Here is a 16113-nt window from a genome sequence, read left to right as displayed (position 1 = left end):
GGCAATGGCGGATCGTGTTGCCAGAGATATGTGTAAAAATATAGGGAGGTTGTTGTCTAATGAATAGTAAGCAAGACAATTGTTTAACATTAGCCTCGGGTTTTTCCTTTGACTATGGTAATTTGTATGGAGCTGGTAAAGTCACAGCTGGTGATGTAGAGGAGCTGGCAGAAAAACTGGCTGCTGCCCAAAAGGCTATTGAGACCATGCGGGCGACAGGAGAAGTTCGAGGACATTTGTCCAAGGATGGTACGCCGGAAAGAGTATTATTTTCCCAATTGCCTTATGTCAAGGAAGGGAACTTAAACTCTCCAGCATCCATTACAAGATTGAAGGAATTTGGCAGTTCGCTGCAAAACAATGTGGATGCCGTAGTGACGTTTGGCATCGGAGGTTCTTACTTAGGGAACAAGGTCTTGTTTGATATTCATTGCGGTGAGTTTTGGAATGCAAAAAGTGTTAAAGAACGCAATGGGTTTCCGAAGCTGTACTTTAATGGCAATAACATTGATGCCAGACGAACGGCTGACATGGTTGAGCATCTGCTTGCAGATGCACGGCTGAAAGCTGTTCACGGGCAGCCTAATACATATAAAGTCGTTTTAGTGGTGATTTCAAAATCGGGCGGCACTTTAGATACGATGTCGACTTTCATGGTGATGTATGATGCTTTGAAGCAGCAAGCTCCATTGCTGAACATTGAAGTCGTGGCAGTAACAGACCCTGCGAGAGGTGAAAAGGCTACTTTATTGGGGAATTTAGCCATGGAGCAAGGCTGGCCTACTTTTAGCGTTCCAGATGGCGTGGGTGGCAGATTTAGTATTTTCTCAGAAGTCGGTTTAGTGACAGCTGCTTGCATTGGTATGGATATTGACAGCTTCTTGGCTGGCGCGAAAGCTATGGATCAGGCATGTCAGACTTCGGATATTTATAAGAATCCAGCGAAATTAAATGCAGCCTTGAAATTCATTGCCGCAGAAAAATATGGTCGTGACATTGAAGTATTCATGCCTTACGCTGATTACTTAAAATCAGTGGCAGAATGGTATGTACAGCTGTTAGCTGAGTCTTTAGGCAAACGAACGGATCGTGAAGGCGCAGAAGTGTTTTATGGTCGTACTCCCATAGTAGCCGTTGGGACAACGGACATGCACGCTCAGACACAGCAGCATCAAGATGGCAAAAAAGATAAAGTGGTTCAGTTTGTAAAGGTGGTTCAGTGGGAACAGGATGCCATTATTCCTGATGTTTTCCCAACTGTCACTAAGCTTTCTGAGATATCTTCTATTTATTTGAGCCAGGCATTGGATGTAGCACGAGAGGCTAATGCAGAGGCTTTGATCAACGATGAACGCTTTAACGCAACGTTGATATTGCCTACTTTGAATGCGTATCATTTAGGTGAGTTATTATATATGCTGGCATTATCTGTTGCTTATGAAGGAGAATTGGCAAATGTCGATGCCTTTGATCAACCGGGGGTAGAAGCATATAAGCGTCTAATGGGACCTAGACTAAAGGCCTTAAAAAAATAAAGAAGATATTCCCAAAAAAATCCTGTTACTTGTAACAGGATTTTTACTGTTTTTGGAGAATTTTATTACTGAAAGGTAGGTGGCTGCTATGGCGATTAAGATAGTGATTGCGGATGATCACGCCCTATTGCGGCAAGGCATCATAAATGTGCTGAAACTAGAAGATGATTTTCAAGTAATTGGTGAAGCCTGTGATGGGGCAGAAGCGGTAGACAAAGCCATTGCTTTAACTCCCGACGTTCTTCTGCTGGATATAAATATGCCCCGTATGAACGGTTTGGAAGTTATAAAAAAAATTAATGAGCAAGAGAAAGCGGTTAAAGTGATTGTTTTAACCATGCATGATGATGAAAGTTATGTAATGGAAGTAATAAAAGCTGGCGCTGTTGGGTATTTGTTAAAGGATATTGACCCAGGTATGCTAGTGACGGCCATTCGTACGGTATATGCTGGCGAATCCTATATTTATCCAACCTTGGCAAAGCGAATCTTCAATGAGTTTAGTCGTACTAATCAGAATAAGGAAAAAGCGAAGGTCTGTGAAGTAGTCCGGACGATCAATCGTAGGGAAGAAGGCTTGACATATAGGGAATATGAGGTATTGCAGGGGGTATGCCGGGGACTGAGCAATCAGGAGCTTGCCAAAAGCCTGTTCTTAAGTGAAAAAACAGTTAAGAATCATCTGACCAATATATTCCGAAAAATTAGTGTAAATGACCGTACTCAAGCTGTATTGTATGCGATCAAGCATAAACTTGTAATATTAGAGTAAATGCACCTTTCCGTGTAATTTGCATATCATATCCTATCCCATGATAAAGGGGGTAGGATCTTTTGTTTTTTTCCTATACAGCGAGTGTGATTTTATTGTCTCTGGCTATGTACGGAATGTGGTATTGTATTCGTGACCTTTGGAAATGGTGGCTGGAGCCTCGTTTAGTATCTGTACCAAGCTGTAGTTTCTTAATTGTGGTAAGAAATTTAGATTACAGAGTAGAAGATTTGCTGCGTTATTTGGCTCATGAGATTGAAAGGGCAGAGGTGGATTGTGATATTGTTGTGGTGGATGTAAGTTCCGACGATTTTACTGCAATGATTTTAGAACGATTGGTTGGAGATATTCCCATTATGAAAGTAGTTATGTTTTCAGAAGAGATACGGCCTGTAAGTGATGCTATCGCCCTGTGCCGCGGCAGTATTGTTCATGTTATGGATTTGGCGCATCGCATGAGCATTGATGACTTTATGGTTGCAGTATGCGGTCTATTGCGCCAGGATTATCAAGACGTCATGCTCAAAAGAGCAGCCAGGTGAAGATGGGATTCACTGTAGACGATGGTTTAACCGCAGAGAACACAGAAAAGAAATTTTATTTAGTATATTACATATCCCCCTCAGTGCCCTCTGTGTTCTCTGCGGTTAAAAAGCTCTTCGCGTTTAAACGTCCTTTTCATTCTTTTCCATGTTTTAACACCAAAATATCATAAATAATCTCCACTAGTTTTTGGGCAATGGGCATGAGATTGGGATGAGAATCCGATGACTGGGCGGTACAAGACATTGCTAGTTTGGCGGATTGCAAATGTTTTTTTACCGTAGCTGTAGTCCAATAAATAGGAATGTCTGTTTCCCCGGTTAGTGTTATAACTGCTTGATAGGTATTACAATTATTTTCAGCCACACCCATTACGGCATGATAATTAATATATCCTGTACTTGTATCGCCAGCTATTTTCGGTATCCTTGTTTTCATAGGGCATAGGACAAGCCCAGGAGCAATGGGCAGTGGCTGCAGAATTCTTTGACCAGTAGCAAGGTTCGTATGCTGTCTTAAAGCTGTGAGATCCATAGCGCGGCTATGGGCTAAGCGCCGCAAAACGGTACGAATGGAAGTCGGTGTGGAAGTCTGTTTGCCGTCTGTTGTGATAATCGTCGTAGTGTCACCTTCCGTAGTATAGTGAGGAAGAATAGCAGCAATATGATTAAAAATAGGTAATTTTTTTAACATTGATAGCTCCTTATTATCGAACATATGTTCGATTTTTATTTTTATAATAACAAAATTTGGGTAAAATAACAAGAGCTTTGGAGCAATGTTTTTTTGTATAGACGGTCCTATTATTTCACATACTTTAATAATACCAAGGAAATAAGGGGGAAATCCAATTGCTAAATGAGCGGGTTGATCATGGCGAAAGCAGTTATAAATGCACCCGATGCGGAGGGGTGTTTGGCTCTCATGATGAAAACATTGTACGCTGCCCTTTTTGTGATATGGTGTGCGATGAGGTAAAATGCCGCATAATTGAAAGTAGTTATGAAGAATATTAAGAAAAGCAAAAAAGAATACAAGGAAAATCATGGGGCATGTCGAAAGGATAATCAAACGGAGCCTTTGCTTGCAATGCCGCTTTTGTATTTGCAGCGTGGGGTCTAGTGTTAATTTTGGATAAGGAGTTGATGAATTATGGCTTATAGCAAAACTGAAACCAAAGGTGAAGATGTAAAAGATGCTGGCTTAGAGCAGGTAATTATTTGGCTGCGTGAAGATTTAATCGGAGAATTGGAAGCAATTAATCAGTATCAGGCTCACATTGATAGGATTGATAATGAAGAAGTTAGAGAATTGCTGGAGCATATTCGGGATGATGAAAAAGAACATGTCGCAGAGATCACGCATCTCTTAGCTCGAATTGATGTCATTCAGCGAGAGAAATTCGCTGAAGACCACACGATGGCGCAAGAAGATCGCGTAGTAAGTGGAGCTTCAAACGATGCGGATGAGAAAGTTGCAACTGTTGGTAATCTATTTGGTAAAAAGTAAATTAAAAAGGGAGGAGAGATAGTATGGATATTTTAGATCGGGATTCAGCACCTTTGACAGAAACGGAATGGGCAAAGGTTGATGAGGCAGTTGTGAATACAGCTCGTCGTATGTTGGTAGGCAGAAGAGTAATTGAAGTGTTAGGACCTATGGGTCCTGGAGTATATACGATTCCATATTCGATTTTTAGCGGAACTTCGTCTACAGGTATAGATATGGTTGGAGAACAGGAAGATTTTATTGTAGCGCCTAGTTCTCGTGCGACGACGAGTGTACCAATGCTTTACAAAGATTTTAGAATTATGTGGCGGGATGTAGAAGCCGATCGTCATATGGGATTGCCTCTTGATGTCAGTACTGCTGCGGTAGCTGCGAACTATGTAGCCGTTCAGGAAGATAATCTAATTTTCAATGGCAACAAAGAACTCGGCCAAGTTGGATTGCTGAATGTACAAGGACGCAAGACTGTAAAAATCAGCAATTGGGATGAGCCAGGCAGTGCTTTGGCTGATGCAGTAAAAGCCGTTAGTGCTTTGAGCGAAGCTGGACATTATGGTCCTTATGCCATGGTAGTGAGCCCTCTTCTCTTTGGCCGCATGGTACGGGTGTATGGTAATACTGGAATGTTGGAATTGGATCAGGTGAAAGCCTTAATTACTGGTGGAGTATATTATTCCAACACCATTAGCGGCAACAAGGCAGTCGTATTAGCCACTGGTGGTCACAATGTGAACTTGGCAGTTGGTCAGGATATGACTACTTCTTATATGGGAGCTGCCAATATGAATCATACCTTTAGAGTATTAGAGACAGCGGCTCTATTAGTACGCCGTCCCGATGCAATTTGTACAATTGAGTAGGGAAGCAGCAGTTTATCACTGTAGATGCACAAAGGACACAGAGGGGTGTACCCTCTGTGTCTCTTTTTTTATGAAGCTTTTTCTCCATTTGTCTGTCATTGCGAGCATAGCGAAGCAATCCCTGCTCTTGGTTTCTTTCTTCCCTTGCGGGCTATTCTTTTGCCGGGTATAATGTTATAAGAAGTACAGCCTTGCGAGGTTTGGTTGAGGTGGAGCGATGGGAATATTACGAGTAGAAAATTTACATAAATCTTTTGGTATTGAGACCCTATTTACCAATGTGTCATTTGAATTAGATCGCGGAGATACCATTGGGCTAATTGGTGCCAATGGCACAGGTAAGACGACGCTCATGCGCTGTTTGCTGGGGCTGGAAGCTGTTGACGGAGGGCGTGTGGCAGTACCGATCGGTGAGAACATTGGTTATGTCCAGCAGGATTCTACCTTGCATCAGGGAACGCTTTATGAGGAATTATGCTCTGCATACACCGACATATTGGTTTGTCAGGATAAAATGCATGAATTAGAACAGGCGATTGCAGTCGAAAAAGAGGAAAGCCTTCTAGATGGACTAATGAAAGAATATGCAAAAGTGGTGGACAAATTTGAGCGGGGCGGGGGCTACGAATATGAGAATAATATTCGACGTGTTGCTTTTGGTCTAGGCTTTACTACAGAGGATTTTTCACGGAAAATTGAAACCTTTTCGGGCGGGCAAAAAACCAGGATTTGCTTGGCGAGAGCCTTAATTCGTCAGCCTGATTTTTTATTTTTAGATGAACCTACCAATCATTTGGACATTGGGATGGTAGAGTGGCTGGAAGAATTTCTGATTGGGTACCCTGGCGGCGTACTAATCATTTCGCATGATCGTTATTTCTTGGATAAGGTGGTCAATCGGATCATTGAACTGGAAAATAAAGCTTTGACTGCTTATAAAGGCAACTATACCTCCTATATGCAGCAAAAAGCTGAAAATATGGCAGCTTTGGAAAACGCTTATGAGAAGCAGCAGGATCACATTGCCAAAACCGAAGCGTACATTCGAATGTACAAGGCGGGGATTAAGTCTAAGCAAGCACGGGGACGGGAAAAACAGCTGCAGCGTTTAGAGCGGATTGTTCAGCCGGCTAATATTGCTCGTTTTGATTTTTTCGGATTTAATCCTCCTAGTGAGTGTGCAGAACGGGTAGCTGAGCTGGAAGAGGCCTCGGCTGCCTATGGGGAGCGCAAGATTTTTGAAAAAGTATCCCTCTTAATTCGTAAGGGGGATGGCGTAGCCTTAGTAGGCCCCAATGGAGCAGGGAAGACTACATTATTGAAACTACTGACAGGTGAGTTAACGCCTGTTGGCGGTAGAGTGAAACTTGGCAGTAGAGTGAAGATTGGTTATTTCTCACAGGAACATGAAGGATTGAACGGCAAAAATCGAATTGTCGATGAAATCATGCAGGAATATGGTTTTAGCGAAGAAAGAGCAAGACACTATCTGGGAGCCTTTTTGTTCCGAGGAGATGATGTTTTCAAGATTGTGGGTGAATTGAGCGGTGGTGAGAAATCAAGGCTGGCGATGCTTAAGCTCATGCTAACAGGAGCTAACTTTTTGATTCTGGATGAACCAACCAATCATTTGGATATACCTGCAAAAGAAGCGGTAGAAGAAGCAATTTTAAGCTTTCCAGGTACCTTTCTAACCGTTTCTCATGATCGATATTTTCTGGATAAAGTAGCAAATTGTATGGTGGAATTGGCGGATGGGAAATTAGAGGAGTATGCCGGAAACTATAGCTACTATCGGGAGAAGAAGTTAATCCAGCAGAAAGAAGCAGCTACAGCTCAAGTAGTAGTTGCCAAGCAGGAATCGATTGTCAAAAAGAGTGGGCGGCCGCGTCAGCGTCAGACAGATCAAGCGAAGAGTTTAAAGAACCAGCAGAAGCTGGAAGGTGAAATTGCCATGCTGGAATTAGAGATTAAAACCTTAGAGCACCGTCTCAACGATCCTGCCAGTCACGAAGATCAAAATGCCAGTCAGCAATTGGCAGATGAATACAGTAAAGCTCAAACGGCGCTAGCAGAAAAATATGATGCTTGGGTAGAGATGACAGAGGAATAGAATAGAGAAAAAGACAAAACATTTGAACCGCAGAGGCACAGAGTGCGCAGAGAGGATTTTTCTAACCCTCTCTATTTTTTTCTCTGTGTTCTCTGCGTCTCTGCGGTTCATAAGACTGCAAAGCATTTTTCCTAATTATTTTAAGGCCGACTTGTATGTCAAGTGACATGCAGGTCGGCTTTTGTTTGTTTGCAATTAAAGTGATAGATTGAACTCAGCGCTAATATCAGAGAAACCGGTTTCTCGCCATAAGGTGAGAAAAATGGAATTACATCAGTTGGTTAGAAATGCTCAAAGGGGTGACAAAGAAGCTTTTCAGGAAATTTGCACTTGCTTTACCGGGTTGGTTAAGAAGTATGCACATCAGGCCCATTTGCGAACGATAACAGAAGAAGCAGAAGCCCAAGCCTGGTTAGCTGTGGTTCAAGCTGTGAAGTCATATGATGGAAATAGCGGTGTACATTTTGCAGGCTATGTGAAGAGTAAGGTTAAATTTGCAATTTGGAATTTGTTTAAAAAAGAACGTCGCATTTGGCAGGAAGAGCAGCTGGAAGGTGGTCAGGAAGGAGAAGAGGTTGATTTTTTTGACTACTTACCGGACAATGCGGATGTGCCTGGAGAAGTAGAAGAACGTTTGCTGTCTCATGAGCTTAGGAGTTTCATTGATACACTGCCTGAAAAACAACGGCAAGTAATTTTAAGAACGGTAATTGGACAAGAAAAATTGACAAACGTAGCAGCAGCCATGGGAATCACGACACAAGCAGTATACAACCTGCGGCAGCGAGGATTTGCACGTTTAAAGATCCTATGCGCTGGAATGTATAGCAGTGAAAGGGGGTGAGACAAATGGCAGTGAATAAAGTACCGCAAGCCAGTAAAATGGTAATTACGATTGAAAATGGTGTAAATGCTAAGGGGCAGCCGGTGCAGCGTCAAAGAAGCTATAAAAACGTGAAAGTCAGTGCTGCGGATACAGATGTATACGCAGTAGCGCAGGCAATTGCCAATTTGCAGACCCATGCAGTAATCGGTATTAGCAGACAAGACGACGGCAATTTAGTCAATGCTTAAGTGATCTTAAAAAAATCTGCTAGTAAGGAGGTGAGTGGCAATGGCAAAAACATTGGATATGGTTTTTCGCAGTGATGGCGGCAAAGAAGTCACACTAAGCATTGCAGATCCGAAAGAAAACCTGACTCTGGCAGAAGTAAAAACGGTCATGGAGGATATTATTGCTAAAAAAGTCTTTGAAAGTAAAACCGGAGATTTATCTCAAATCGTAGAAGCACGCATTAATAGCAAGGATACCGCAGTATTGGCGTAACTAATGAAGAGGTGGCATGTATTGAGTTAGCAGCAATAAATAGCAGCTAATTTATAAGGTGCAATGCAATAACCCCCAGTAGATCGATCTAATCGATGTACTGGGGGTTATTGCAATTTGCGCTTTCCGTCTTACTGCTTTTCGAGCTGTTTCAATATTGCATGAACCAATTGATCCGTACAGGAAGTTGTCTTCTGCCCGCAAGTAATGCCTTTTAATTTTTTGATAACGTCTTCAGCGGGCATCCCTTCTACCAATATACTTATCGCCTGTAGATTACCAGGACAGCCACCGTTAAATCGTACATTGGTTACAATTCCATCTTTCAATTCAAAATCTATTTCTTTGGCACATACGCCAGCTGTGTTATAAGTCGTCATTGTAAAAACCCCTTTATATTTTTTTCTTGATGGGATATTCCTCTAAGATACACCGAATTTCAATGACTGTCTAGTCCTGCTAATGTACAATATCTGGTTATTTTCCTCTCCTGGCAGGATTTAGGCAGAAACTTGCGAATAAAAAAAGAATTGATAATTATTTTAAAGTGGAGTAACGCTGTGGAACATTTAGAAGGTACCGTAGAAAATATAATATTTCATAATACCGATAATGGTTTTGTCGTATTTAAGTTAAAACCAGCTAATGAGAATGGCACTGTCGCTGTGGTCGGCAACATGCTGGTGCCTTTAGTGGGTGAACAGCTGGAGCTGACAGGAGAATGGGCGGAGCATGCTCGTTTTGGCCGTCAATTTAAAGCAGCAAGCTTCAAAAAAGTGGCGCCAGCCAGTGTGAAAGGCATCGAACGTTTTTTGGCCTCTGGTGCTATTAAAGGGATTGGTCCAGCCATGGCGGCACGTTTAGTAAAGCAATTCGGCTTAGATACATTGAAAATCATCGAAGAAAAGCCTAAGCGCTTACAAGAAATAGAAGGGATAGGCAAAAAGAAAGCGGAGGCAATTCACGAGGCTTACTCTCAGCAATCGGAGATGCATGAAGTCATGTTATTCTTAGAAATGAATGGAGTAACGGGAGCCTATGCCGGTAAGATTTTTACCCAGTACGGATTTTTGGCAATTAGTGTTTTGCAAGAAAACCCCTATCGATTAGCGCAAGAAGTACAAGGCATTGGATTTCGCACGGCAGATCAAATTGCCATGTCTTTGGGATTAGAACGCAATCACGAGGAACGGATCACTGCAGGAATTGATTTCGCATTGCTGCAAATTTCTCAAGCAGGTCATTGCTGTGTACCTGAAGAGACTCTGGTACAGGAAGCTGCCAAGCTGCTGCTGGTTGATCCCATAGATGTAGCTAGACATCTATCTTTTTTGATTCAAGAAAGTCGTTTATGTGTGGAAGATTTTCATGGGATGACTCTAATCTATCCCCGCCATTTATACTATGCAGAAAAAAGGGTAGCGGAGCGATTATTGCGTTTAAAAGACAGGGCTACACAGGCTCCTGATGATGATTTACCGGCAATTGTGGACGGCTGGGAAAAACAATCAGGAATCACATTGGCAGCTGCCCAGCGTGAAGCTGTATTATCATCATTACTGCATGGTGTTTTAGTCTTAACGGGTGGGCCTGGTACGGGTAAAACTACGGTTGTGCGAGGTATGCTGGATGTTCTAGAAAATCAAGGATTTAAGCTGCTCTTAGGCGCACCTACCGGGCGGGCGGCAAAACGCTTAAGTGAGGCTACCGACCGGGAAGCAATGACTGTTCATCGGCTATTGGAATCTACGGGGGGAGTCGAGGGAGCCCCTTTGTTTATGCGTAATGAGAATGAGCCATTAGATGCAGAGGTGGTCATCATTGATGAAGTTTCGATGATGGATATTTCCCTGATGAATTCATTTCTTCAGGCGATACCAGATGGCTGCCGAGTCATCTTAGTCGGGGACGTAGACCAACTGCCTGCGGTTGGTCCCGGATCGGTATTGAAAGATATCATTCGTTCAACGACTGTGCCAGTGGTGCGTTTGACAGAGGTGTTTCGTCAGGCTGGTGAAAGTATGATCGTTATGAATGCTCATCAGATTAATCGGGGAATGCTGCCTGATTTTAAAAGCAGTAAGGACTTTCAATTTCTTGAAATTAGTGACAGTGATGCAGTTGCCGATGCCATTGTAGAGTTGTGCCATGAGCAGCTTCCTAAAGAAGGTTTTAATGTTTCTTATGATGTACAAGTCTTGGCGCCTATGCATCGATTGGTGTGCGGTGTGGAGAATTTAAATAAGCTGCTCCAACAAGCCTTAAATCCAGAAAGAGAAGGGAAAGCTTCTATCTCTGGCGCCAATCAGGTATTGCGGGAAGGCGATAAGATCATGCAAATGAAAAATAATTATACCAAAGGGGTATATAACGGAGATATTGGCTTCATTACAGGCATTCAAAACGGCAGAGTTGCCGTTCGTTATCCCGAGCAGAATGTGATCTATGAACGCGGAGAAATTGATGAACTGCATCTTGCTTACGCCATGAGTGTCCACAAAAGTCAGGGCAGCGAATATCCCGTTGTCATTATGCCCCTAATTTCAGGACATCACATTATGCTGCAGCGCAATTTGCTGTATACCGCCGTAACAAGAGCGAAAGAAAGAGTGGTTCTCTTAGGCAGCAAGGCTGCACTTAACACTGCCTTATCTAATGACCGCACCAAAAGGCGCTATTCCCTACTGGCAGAACGGCTGCGGGGAGAAGAGTTGTAATGTGGAATACTTTTTTGAATATCCTTTATCCTCCCAAATGTCCTTACTGTAAAACCTTAGTGCAGGAGCATGGGGCATGGTGCTCTATCTGTTTATCCGCTATTTTGGCGGTTCGAGAAATTAATCTTCTGGAGCATCGATTAAAATCCTTAGACTCCTGTCGCGTGGTATGCGAATATACAGGTGGTCTAAAGCGGATTATTCACGATATGAAATTTCGTCAACAAAAGAAATATGGCATTCATCTGAATTGGCTATTAATCAACAGTAAATTAGCGCACTTATTTTCAACGATTGAGTATGTAATCCCTGTACCATTACATACGGATCGTCTGCGAGAGAGGGGTTATAATCAGACAGAGGTTATCTTTAAGGAATGGTCAAAGAAAGAAAAACTTCAGTGGATGCCAGAACTATTAGTACGGGGCAGGCGTACCATTCCTCAATGGGAGCTGACTCTAGCAAAACGAAAAGAAAATATAAAGGGCGCGTTTAGCATTACGCGCCCTGAAGTGGTAAAAGAAAAGCATATATTGTTGGTAGATGATATTATAACCACGGGTATTACGATGGATGAATAATAAAACATATAATAGGCATTAAAGAAAGGTAATATTAATTGAAATTTCTGCATCGCTTCTAAAAACATGATCAATTCTTTCTGCTTTTATATCTTCTATTAAGTCGTTTATCACCTGCTTTTGCTCTATTGTTGTGATGTTTTGAATATCATAGCTTTTAAATATAGAAATAATTTCACTTACTGTACGCTTGTTTCGAATAGTAGGTTTAATTTTTTTTCTGGAATTATTTATAGAGTCAAGTTGCTTTTTTATCTCATGTAACTTTTTCTCAGCATCTTCATCACTAAGCAATTGCTGAGAAAACCATCTCATAACGGTGTCTCGTTGTTTAATCAATTTTTTTTCTTGGCTATTCAAGTTATCCAATACTTTTTTAATATTATTATCTTGAGTTGCGTTTTCGTCGTGCTGCTTTATATATTTTTTGAGACTTGTTTCATCTGAACAAATATTTTGCAAGGTACTCCATATAGCAATTTCTAATTGGTCAACTTGAATGAGTCGAGCACCGCAATTCCCATTTCCAGAGACGCCTCTCTTTGAGCGACACCCATAATATGTAGGGGAGTTGCTACTAGAATGAAAGATAGACATTTTGCGTCCACAATTGCCACACGTAAGTAAATTCTGTAATAAATATATGCGTATAGTTTTTCGAGAGCTGTTAGTTCTATTTTCGGATAGCTGCTTTTGAGCATCATCCCAAATAGATTTTTCTATAATAGCCGGAACAGAAACTTGCACCCATTCGTTTTCATCACGTAATTTTCGCTTTTTTTTGCCTAGTTCTGAAAAATAATTACAATATTTTAAACCTATATGATTACCAGCGTACTTCTCATTTGTTAATATCCTATATACTGACGTATAATGCCAAGGGAATCCTTTCAATGTTCTTAATCCTTGATCATTTAATATATGAGCAATGCGCAAACATCCGATTTTTTGTTCAAGTAATATTTTATAAATTAATCTAACCGTTTCAGCCTCTTTTTCATTAATTATATAATTAGATTTTTCCTCGTCCCAATCATAACCAAACAAATTGCTGTCTTGTAGTAATTTCCCGGTCTTTAATTTTCCTTTCTTTCCGCGTAATGAACGTTCAAGAATTTTGGCTTTTTCAAATTCTGCCACAGCTCCACGTAGAGAATAAAATAATTTTCCTTCTGCAGATCTCTCAAAAGTCACAGAAACAAATTTAAGTTGCGCTCCTGATTTTTCTATTTCATCTGTAATAATGAGCTGGTGAGCAAGATTACGAGCTAAGCGATCAGGATCATATACCATTACTAGATTTATTTTCTTTTCACTAACTTCAGAACGGAGATTATTCATAGCAGGTCTATCTAAGTATTCACCAGAATATCCATCGTCTATAAATTCGATTATTTCTGTTGCGCCAAATTCGTTTGCTTTAACACGGCAGGCTTCAAGTTGAGTTTTAAGAGAGTAACCATGTTCAGCCTGTTGATCTGTCGAAACTCGAACATAAATTGCGGTTATCATAAAAATCACTCCTATATTATAAGATTAGCCAGCATCCTATAAAATTAATAGGATGCTGGCTTTATTTGAATTGACTCTTAAGTTTTATTAGTTTACCAGGTATCCCTACAGTTTTTCCTATATTAAACAGGCTGCAGTCAGCATGTTCCTGCAATAATGTGTCTGGAAGTAATAGCTCTACGGCAAAAGTATTAGCTTCACGTTCGACCTTGTCAATTGAAAATAGTGTGTGGCGTTTTAAGAATGGTGTACTAACATCATGGTGTTGAACAGCATGTCCAAGTTCATGGGCGCATGTAAAAGTGCTTTCCCTTTTATCAAGAGATTGGTTAATATGAATAAATTTAAATCTAAAGTCTTTACTAAAGTAACCCATAGTGCCGCCCAAATCTTCATATAGAACAATGATGTTCAATTTCTTGGCTAATGTAAAAGGGCAATTTGTTTTATATTTTTTTATTAAATTTTCTACAACATCTTTTATCATTTATGAAATCCTCCCTTGAGGCTATTTCTTAAATTTATTAGGAGTAAATTTTTGTTTTGCCATTTGTTTTGCTAATCTCATAGTATTTTCAAGGGAGATGCGGAGAAGTTCCTTATCCTCATCGCTCATTGGCTCATCACCGTCATAATAGGCTAGAGCGTTTTCTGGCATAAGGTCATTTAGAACAGATTCTAATTTTTTCTTTATACTGCGCTCGTCTCTAGGATTTAATGCAGGGAGAGAATTAGCAAGTTTACTCTGAAAAACTGTATTTACTCTTCCATTATCATGCATCTGATATATATTATCTAAACCATTATCTTCAATTATATTGCTTTTTTGTAATCCAAAGTGATCAGCAATTTTCTGAATTACACCCATACGTGGTTCTTTTGCTCCACTTTCCCATGTAGACACGGCCTTATCGCTTACGCCTGCAATTAAAGCCAAGTCTTTTTGAGATAAGTCATGAAATTTTCTTAGTTTTTTTATATTATCTCCAATAGCCATGGTAACCACCTTTATTAATATGATTTAGTTAGATAGTATACTAAAAGTAGAAAAAAATCAACATAAATTTTAAAAAAATCTACTTTAGGGCGTTGACTTTCTACTAAAAGTAGATTAACATGAAAGCATAATAACGATGAAAGGAGATCTTAATCTAATGTCTTTAAGTATAAAAAAAGCAAGGCTCATGAAAGACTTAAAGCAGGATGACCTGGCTAAAACTCTAGGAATTCATGTCCAGACATATCGAAAAATTGAACAAAATCCAGAGCTTGCCACAATTGCGCAAGCGAAGAAAATATCTAAAATAGTAGATATACCATATGATGAAATTTTTTTCTCTAGAGATTCTACTTAAAGTAGAGTTTTGGAGGAAAAAATGAAAGCGAGGTGATCACTTATGGCAATTAAATCCCCATTCACCATCACCACTAAATATCCTAAATTTACTACACATGTAACGATAATCAATTTTGATACTGACAAGCATCCAGATATTTTTAATCGTAAATTAGCTAACATCATGATTAATAAGATCAACAGTGTGGCTATGGAAGGCAGGTAAAATGCCTGTTTGAATTTGATCAAAATGAAGAAAGGAGCATAAATACATGAATAAAGTAATTTGCCCTCATTGCAAAGCAGCAGTCCCACAAGGCAATTTTTGTTCACTATGCAAAACAAAGCTAGTAACTATATGCAACTGCTGGAAAACAGGTGGAAAGTTTAATTGCGGTTTACCTAATTGTACAACTGATAGCTTGCCTTTTTTATCTGATAATTATGGACGTCCTCCTATCCAACAAGGGATACGCAATAATAACTATGTGCGCAATTATCCATACCAAACCATACAACCGACACCATCGGCATCCAAGGCACAAAAACACTTACAACTGTCTTATATATTGCTGGAATTGCTTGGTGATGAAGGGTTAACGCATGATGAGGTTCATTCAATACTAGTTCGTTGTCTATCTTTAGTAAGTCGTTCAGTTTTTTCTGGTGTTATAAAAAATAGCCCCCAACCATGAGGACTGAAAGGAGCATACAACGTGATTCCTATAATAGTCGTGTATAAAAATCCAAGTGATTATCTTGGTAAATATGTTGCAAGGCTTTGGTATTCTGATAAACCTACGGAATTTGTAATCGTTAGGGATACGTTAGCAGATGTCAGGTCAGCAATTCCAGCAGGGTTTTTTATCAGGGTGGCACCAAGCGTAGATGATGATCCGGTTATCGTTGAAATGTGGATTTAATTTTTTATCAGCGAAAATCGCGTAGACTTTCCCAGTCTAGTATATGCGTATGTATCGGAGATTATGCAAAGGAGGTGAGAAATATTATGAGTGAGCAAAAAGAAATACTCCAAAAGCAGTTACAGCTACTTTCGGAGCGTTCAGAACATTGTTTAGATGGAGATCGAAAACTTTCGACAGCTGATAAAATATTTCAGCTTGAACTTTCTGTAGATGAAACAAAAACAAAGAACGCTTTTTGCAAGTTTTTCCTGCAAGACGTTAGTCGTTTAAGCGTTGAAGAATTATCCGAATATCTTTCAGAAATCTTTTTAATCAAGAATGATGGAAGTATTAATGTTTTCTTTAAATTTAAGAAAGATGCTTCTAATTGCTTATAAAGTTT

22 protein-coding genes are annotated in these 16113 nt (G+C 40.3%); 17 read left to right on the top strand and 5 right to left on the bottom strand.

All coding sequences use genetic code 11. From position 1 onward, the window contains the following. The first annotated feature begins 59 nt into the window (after positions 1-59). The 3 genes from BMZ99_RS19805 to BMZ99_RS19795 all read left to right on the top strand — a co-directional run bounded on the left by BMZ99_RS19805 (position 60) and on the right by BMZ99_RS19795 (position 2849). Positions 60-1535, top strand: coding sequence for a glucose-6-phosphate isomerase (locus BMZ99_RS19805; RefSeq protein WP_090941760.1), 1476 nt, complete (start codon positions 60-62; stop codon positions 1533-1535). Positions 1536-1623: 88 nt separating this feature from the next. Then, a complete protein-coding gene (locus BMZ99_RS19800; RefSeq protein WP_090941756.1) occupies positions 1624-2307 on the top strand; it encodes a response regulator in 684 nt (227 codons plus the stop codon). A 62-nt stretch (positions 2308-2369) separates the two neighbouring features. Next, positions 2370-2849, top strand: coding sequence for a hypothetical protein (locus BMZ99_RS19795; RefSeq protein WP_090941754.1), 480 nt, complete (start codon positions 2370-2372; stop codon positions 2847-2849). Positions 2850-2985: 136 nt separating this feature from the next. On the opposite strand, the gene BMZ99_RS19790 is transcribed toward BMZ99_RS19795, so the two are convergent. Further along, positions 2986-3543 carry a hypothetical protein gene (locus BMZ99_RS19790; protein ID WP_090941751.1) on the bottom strand — a complete coding sequence of 186 codons (558 nt, stop codon included), beginning with the start codon at positions 3541-3543 and terminating at the stop codon, positions 2986-2988. Positions 3544-3701: 158 nt separating this feature from the next. Here BMZ99_RS19790 and BMZ99_RS26500 point away from each other — a divergent pair, with 158 nt between their 5' ends. The 7 genes from BMZ99_RS26500 (at position 3702) to BMZ99_RS19760 (ending at position 8659) form a co-directional block, all read left to right on the top strand. Beyond that, positions 3702-3866 (top strand): hypothetical protein, encoded by a 165-nt coding sequence (locus BMZ99_RS26500; protein ID WP_175490630.1) that lies wholly within the window; start codon positions 3702-3704, stop codon positions 3864-3866. A gap of 136 nt (positions 3867-4002) precedes the next feature. Then, positions 4003-4359: a demethoxyubiquinone hydroxylase family protein gene (locus tag BMZ99_RS19785; protein WP_245755066.1), complete on the top strand. Its 357-nt coding sequence runs from the start codon at positions 4003-4005 to the stop codon at positions 4357-4359. A 23-nt stretch (positions 4360-4382) separates the two neighbouring features. Beyond that, the gene (locus BMZ99_RS19780) at positions 4383-5219 is read left to right on the top strand and encodes a family 1 encapsulin nanocompartment shell protein (protein ID WP_090941656.1); all 837 of its coding nucleotides are present in this window, start codon (positions 4383-4385) and stop codon (positions 5217-5219) included. A gap of 217 nt (positions 5220-5436) precedes the next feature. Then, positions 5437-7332 carry an ABC transporter ATP-binding protein gene (locus BMZ99_RS19775; RefSeq protein ID WP_090941642.1) on the top strand — a complete coding sequence of 632 codons (1896 nt, stop codon included), beginning with the start codon at positions 5437-5439 and terminating at the stop codon, positions 7330-7332. 262 nt (positions 7333-7594) lie between these two features. Next, on the top strand, positions 7595-8176 hold the full coding sequence (locus BMZ99_RS19770) for an RNA polymerase sigma factor (protein ID WP_090941635.1): 582 nt from the start codon (positions 7595-7597) through the stop codon (positions 8174-8176). 5 nt (positions 8177-8181) lie between these two features. After that, positions 8182-8406: a DUF1659 domain-containing protein gene (locus tag BMZ99_RS19765; protein WP_090941632.1), complete on the top strand. Its 225-nt coding sequence runs from the start codon at positions 8182-8184 to the stop codon at positions 8404-8406. A gap of 40 nt (positions 8407-8446) precedes the next feature. Beyond that, on the top strand, positions 8447-8659 hold the full coding sequence (locus BMZ99_RS19760; protein WP_090941629.1) for a DUF2922 domain-containing protein: 213 nt from the start codon (positions 8447-8449) through the stop codon (positions 8657-8659). A 131-nt stretch (positions 8660-8790) separates the two neighbouring features. On the opposite strand, the gene BMZ99_RS19755 is transcribed toward BMZ99_RS19760, so the two are convergent. Then, positions 8791-9039 (bottom strand): TIGR03905 family TSCPD domain-containing protein, encoded by a 249-nt coding sequence (locus tag BMZ99_RS19755; protein ID WP_090941608.1) that lies wholly within the window; start codon positions 9037-9039, stop codon positions 8791-8793. 180 nt (positions 9040-9219) lie between these two features. On the opposite strand from BMZ99_RS19755, the gene recD2 reads away from it, so the two are divergent. Together recD2 and BMZ99_RS19745 are read left to right on the top strand one after the other, a co-directional pair. Further along, a complete protein-coding gene (gene recD2, locus BMZ99_RS19750; protein WP_090941605.1) occupies positions 9220-11376 on the top strand; it encodes an SF1B family DNA helicase RecD2 in 2157 nt (718 codons plus the stop codon). Next, entirely contained in the window at positions 11376-11957 is a 582-nt protein-coding gene (locus BMZ99_RS19745) for a ComF family protein (protein WP_245755065.1), read from the top strand. The genes recD2 and BMZ99_RS19745 overlap by 1 nt, the downstream gene beginning before the upstream one ends. 18 nt (positions 11958-11975) lie before the next feature. Here BMZ99_RS19745 and BMZ99_RS19740 read toward each other — a convergent pair whose 3' ends face one another. From BMZ99_RS19740 to BMZ99_RS26790, 3 genes are all read right to left on the bottom strand, one after another. Then, positions 11976-13469, bottom strand: a complete 1494-nt coding sequence (locus BMZ99_RS19740) for a recombinase family protein (protein ID WP_090941602.1) — start codon at positions 13467-13469, stop codon at positions 11976-11978. A 61-nt stretch (positions 13470-13530) separates the two neighbouring features. Further along, positions 13531-13956 (bottom strand): ImmA/IrrE family metallo-endopeptidase, encoded by a 426-nt coding sequence (locus BMZ99_RS19735; RefSeq protein ID WP_090941599.1) that lies wholly within the window; start codon positions 13954-13956, stop codon positions 13531-13533. 21 nt (positions 13957-13977) lie between these two features. Next, positions 13978-14466, bottom strand: a complete 489-nt coding sequence (locus tag BMZ99_RS26790; RefSeq protein ID WP_217645117.1) for a helix-turn-helix transcriptional regulator — start codon at positions 14464-14466, stop codon at positions 13978-13980. A gap of 157 nt (positions 14467-14623) precedes the next feature. Here BMZ99_RS26790 and BMZ99_RS19725 point away from each other — a divergent pair, with 157 nt between their 5' ends. The 5 genes from BMZ99_RS19725 (at position 14624) to BMZ99_RS19710 (ending at position 16108) form a co-directional block, all read left to right on the top strand. Then, positions 14624-14824 carry a helix-turn-helix transcriptional regulator gene (locus tag BMZ99_RS19725; protein ID WP_090941596.1) on the top strand — a complete coding sequence of 67 codons (201 nt, stop codon included), beginning with the start codon at positions 14624-14626 and terminating at the stop codon, positions 14822-14824. A gap of 42 nt (positions 14825-14866) precedes the next feature. After that, a complete protein-coding gene (locus BMZ99_RS26495) occupies positions 14867-15031 on the top strand; it encodes a hypothetical protein (RefSeq protein ID WP_175490629.1) in 165 nt (54 codons plus the stop codon). Between the two features lie 46 nt (positions 15032-15077). Beyond that, positions 15078-15500, top strand: a complete 423-nt coding sequence (locus BMZ99_RS19720) for a hypothetical protein (protein ID WP_090941594.1) — start codon at positions 15078-15080, stop codon at positions 15498-15500. A 21-nt stretch (positions 15501-15521) separates the two neighbouring features. Then, on the top strand, positions 15522-15728 hold the full coding sequence (locus BMZ99_RS19715; RefSeq protein ID WP_090941588.1) for a hypothetical protein: 207 nt from the start codon (positions 15522-15524) through the stop codon (positions 15726-15728). Positions 15729-15814: 86 nt separating this feature from the next. Beyond that, complete coding sequence (locus tag BMZ99_RS19710; RefSeq protein WP_090941575.1) at positions 15815-16108, top strand: hypothetical protein; 294 nt, start codon at positions 15815-15817, stop codon at positions 16106-16108. Positions 16109-16113 lie beyond the last annotated feature (5 nt).

Source organism: Pelosinus propionicus DSM 13327 (genome assembly GCF_900114615.1).
Classification (GTDB): Bacteria; Bacillota; Negativicutes; order DSM-13327; family DSM-13327; genus Pelosinus; species Pelosinus propionicus.
This window is presented reverse-complemented; position numbering and strand designations above follow the sequence as displayed.

Excerpts from the sequence above, each read along its gene's own strand:
- BMZ99_RS19800 (WP_090941756.1), top strand. The coding sequence starts at position 1,624 with ATGGCGATTAAGATAGTGATTGCGGATGATCACGCCCTATTGCGGCAA.
- BMZ99_RS19775 (WP_090941642.1), top strand. The coding sequence starts at position 5,437 with ATGGGAATATTACGAGTAGAAAATTTACATAAATCTTTTGGTATTGAG.
- BMZ99_RS19760 (WP_090941629.1), top strand. The coding sequence starts at position 8,447 with ATGGCAAAAACATTGGATATGGTTTTTCGCAGTGATGGCGGCAAAGAA.
- BMZ99_RS26790 (WP_217645117.1), bottom strand. The coding sequence starts at position 14,466 with ATGGCTATTGGAGATAATATAAAAAAACTAAGAAAATTTCATGACTTA.
- BMZ99_RS19785 (WP_245755066.1), top strand. The coding sequence starts at position 4,003 with ATGGCTTATAGCAAAACTGAAACCAAAGGTGAAGATGTAAAAGATGCT.
- BMZ99_RS19780 (WP_090941656.1), top strand. The coding sequence starts at position 4,383 with ATGGATATTTTAGATCGGGATTCAGCACCTTTGACAGAAACGGAATGG.
- BMZ99_RS19725 (WP_090941596.1), top strand. The coding sequence starts at position 14,624 with ATGTCTTTAAGTATAAAAAAAGCAAGGCTCATGAAAGACTTAAAGCAG.
- BMZ99_RS19805 (WP_090941760.1), top strand. The coding sequence starts at position 60 with ATGAATAGTAAGCAAGACAATTGTTTAACATTAGCCTCGGGTTTTTCC.
- BMZ99_RS19770 (WP_090941635.1), top strand. The coding sequence starts at position 7,595 with ATGGAATTACATCAGTTGGTTAGAAATGCTCAAAGGGGTGACAAAGAA.
- BMZ99_RS19765 (WP_090941632.1), top strand. The coding sequence starts at position 8,182 with ATGGCAGTGAATAAAGTACCGCAAGCCAGTAAAATGGTAATTACGATT.
- BMZ99_RS19735 (WP_090941599.1), bottom strand. The coding sequence starts at position 13,956 with ATGATAAAAGATGTTGTAGAAAATTTAATAAAAAAATATAAAACAAAT.
- BMZ99_RS19740 (WP_090941602.1), bottom strand. The coding sequence starts at position 13,469 with ATGATAACCGCAATTTATGTTCGAGTTTCGACAGATCAACAGGCTGAA.
- BMZ99_RS19755 (WP_090941608.1), bottom strand. The coding sequence starts at position 9,039 with ATGACGACTTATAACACAGCTGGCGTATGTGCCAAAGAAATAGATTTT.
- BMZ99_RS19720 (WP_090941594.1), top strand. The coding sequence starts at position 15,078 with ATGAATAAAGTAATTTGCCCTCATTGCAAAGCAGCAGTCCCACAAGGC.
- BMZ99_RS19745 (WP_245755065.1), top strand. The coding sequence starts at position 11,376 with ATGTGGAATACTTTTTTGAATATCCTTTATCCTCCCAAATGTCCTTAC.
- BMZ99_RS26495 (WP_175490629.1), top strand. The coding sequence starts at position 14,867 with ATGGCAATTAAATCCCCATTCACCATCACCACTAAATATCCTAAATTT.
- BMZ99_RS19790 (WP_090941751.1), bottom strand. The coding sequence starts at position 3,543 with ATGTTAAAAAAATTACCTATTTTTAATCATATTGCTGCTATTCTTCCT.
- BMZ99_RS19710 (WP_090941575.1), top strand. The coding sequence starts at position 15,815 with ATGAGTGAGCAAAAAGAAATACTCCAAAAGCAGTTACAGCTACTTTCG.